The 1809-nt window shown below is 51.6% G+C and carries 5 protein-coding genes; 4 read left to right on the top strand and 1 reads right to left on the bottom strand.

Annotation, left to right across the window (positions count from 1 at the left end; genetic code table 11):
- Nucleotides 1-117 precede the first annotated feature (117 nt).
- Nucleotides 118-462, bottom strand: a complete 345-nt coding sequence (locus OKB77_RS23795) for a helix-turn-helix domain-containing protein (protein ID WP_043851830.1) — start codon at nt 460-462, stop codon at nt 118-120.
- Nucleotides 463-736: 274 nt separating this feature from the next.
- On the opposite strand from OKB77_RS23795, the gene OKB77_RS23800 reads away from it, so the two are divergent.
- The 4 genes from OKB77_RS23800 to OKB77_RS23815 all read left to right on the top strand — a co-directional run.
- Nucleotides 737-892: a hypothetical protein gene (locus tag OKB77_RS23800; protein WP_113721835.1), complete on the top strand. Its 156-nt coding sequence runs from the start codon at nt 737-739 to the stop codon at nt 890-892.
- A gap of 51 nt (nt 893-943) precedes the next feature.
- Nucleotides 944-1135 (top strand): hypothetical protein, encoded by a 192-nt coding sequence (locus tag OKB77_RS23805; protein ID WP_043851829.1) that lies wholly within the window; start codon nt 944-946, stop codon nt 1133-1135.
- 49 nt (nt 1136-1184) lie between these two features.
- On the top strand, nt 1185-1346 hold the full coding sequence (locus tag OKB77_RS23810; protein ID WP_155603859.1) for a hypothetical protein: 162 nt from the start codon (nt 1185-1187) through the stop codon (nt 1344-1346).
- Nucleotides 1347-1363: 17 nt separating this feature from the next.
- A partial coding sequence (locus OKB77_RS23815) for a hypothetical protein (RefSeq protein WP_270818700.1) occupies nt 1364-1809 on the top strand: 446 nt, incomplete at its 3' end.

The following is a 1809-nucleotide window of genomic DNA, read 5'->3' on the forward strand; positions in this document are numbered from 1 at the left end:
ATCAAGGGAGAGTAAACAGATATCGCTGTGAAGCTGCTTGGGAGCGCCATTACGGCCTCCCAAGTTATTGACCCTGGCATCGGGTGTCAGTCAGTCACAGATGCGCACTGCGAGCTGTTAAGGGGCCAATCGTGCCACCAGCTTATCTACCACCTCCAGCACCAGCGCTCTGTCCTCTGTATCGAGCTTAGCCAACTGTTGGCTGAGCACAATGCCTTGTTCGGTGGGGCGGTTGCTGGTCTCACGCAGGAAGTCTGCAAGCTCACACTCAAACAGCTGGGCGAGCTCTGCCAACCGCACCACGGTAGGCACCACTTTTCCCCGCTCCATCCGAGAGACCGCTTCCATCCCGATATCCAGGTGCTCTGCGACTTGATCCTGGGTCAGTCCCGCTTGTTGGCGTTGCCGTCCAATCGCTTTACCGACGCTTTTGGCTAGATCGTCAAAGTTGATGTCTGTCATAAGTCCTCCAGTCAACCTGTATGGTTGGCCATGGACTCATTGACATTAAGGACTCTTTGGGGTGAGGATCACCTCATTAGATCTAATTTAGTGAAGTAGTCACCCCAACATCGAAAGGAGTTCGGCACGATCTCACCTCTGGCCACTTTGTTGACTGAGTCTGGTTATCGATCCAGCACTCCCACTGACATTACTCGAATGTCTCGCCTACCCGATAGATTCGCCTTATCGGCCCGGCTTTCTTTTGCCATTTACACATTACAGGAGACTCCTCATGCCATTAGTCCTGATCTGGGTTGGACTTGCTTTATTACTGGGATTTGTTGCGGCTGGTAACGGACGCTCATTCTGGGGCTGGTTCATTCTCGGACTTATAATTGACCCGATTTTAGCCGGATTACTTTACTGGTTGATTTGCAGAGATAGTTGATTATCGGATGCACATGTTAATGGTCAAAATTGAATCATGAAGGTTGGTAATATGGGACTTTGGAAAACGCTTACAACTATAAATGGCAATAGCTTGGGTGGCCTTATCATCAAGCTCATTTATAACGTACCTAAGATGAGCGACAGGACGATTATTGATATTGTTACGGGAAGGAAGTGGGCCCCTGAATTCATCAAAATGTTAGCCGCCAAAGAAGGGGCGCTGCGCTCTCTCAAAATGTGACGAGCCTCGCTTTCACCAAGGAAATTGTATAGCCCCCTCTGACTGCCGGGTGATGCTGCGCAATGACATCGGTGGTCAGCTTGGGGGGACCCATTTCCCACTCAAGCTCAATTACACCGAAAGCTGGCGGCTGGTCATGACCGAGCCGTGCCGATTGAGGGAGGTGACCCTCTTCACCAATCTGGGCAATGCCTCTTACACCATTGAATAAGTCGTCTGGAGAGTGACATGACAGAAAAAATCAAACTGGCACTGTGGTGCACATGGTTGTCGTTGTTTGCCTTACCGACCTGGGCTGCGCCCCAGTTCACTGTGCCAACGGTCACTAAACGGGTACCGGCCAACGTTGAGGGCACCCTCAATTTCGCCAGCATGCAGTTTTGGATAGAGACCTCGAAAGGGGAACGCATCATGTTGATGCCGCTGGATGAAGATGAGCCAAGGCTCATCCCCAGTGTCAGCCAGCCGGTTTCACTGAACGGCATGATGCTGACCTACTCGGATGGTAGCCGTTACTTCGAACCCTCCTTTGCACCCTCGTCAGCCGCATCAAGTACCGCGTCATTTACCATCGTGAAAAATGACGATTACAACATCGAGATCCGGCATGGGGGTGAGGTGCTGCTGCGCACCGATGAATATGACGCCATCAAGCTCACGCACCGATTGCCGCT

The organism is Aeromonas sp. Y318-3 (assembly GCF_027706185.1).
Taxonomy (GTDB): Bacteria; Pseudomonadota; Gammaproteobacteria; order Enterobacterales; family Aeromonadaceae; genus Aeromonas; species Aeromonas veronii.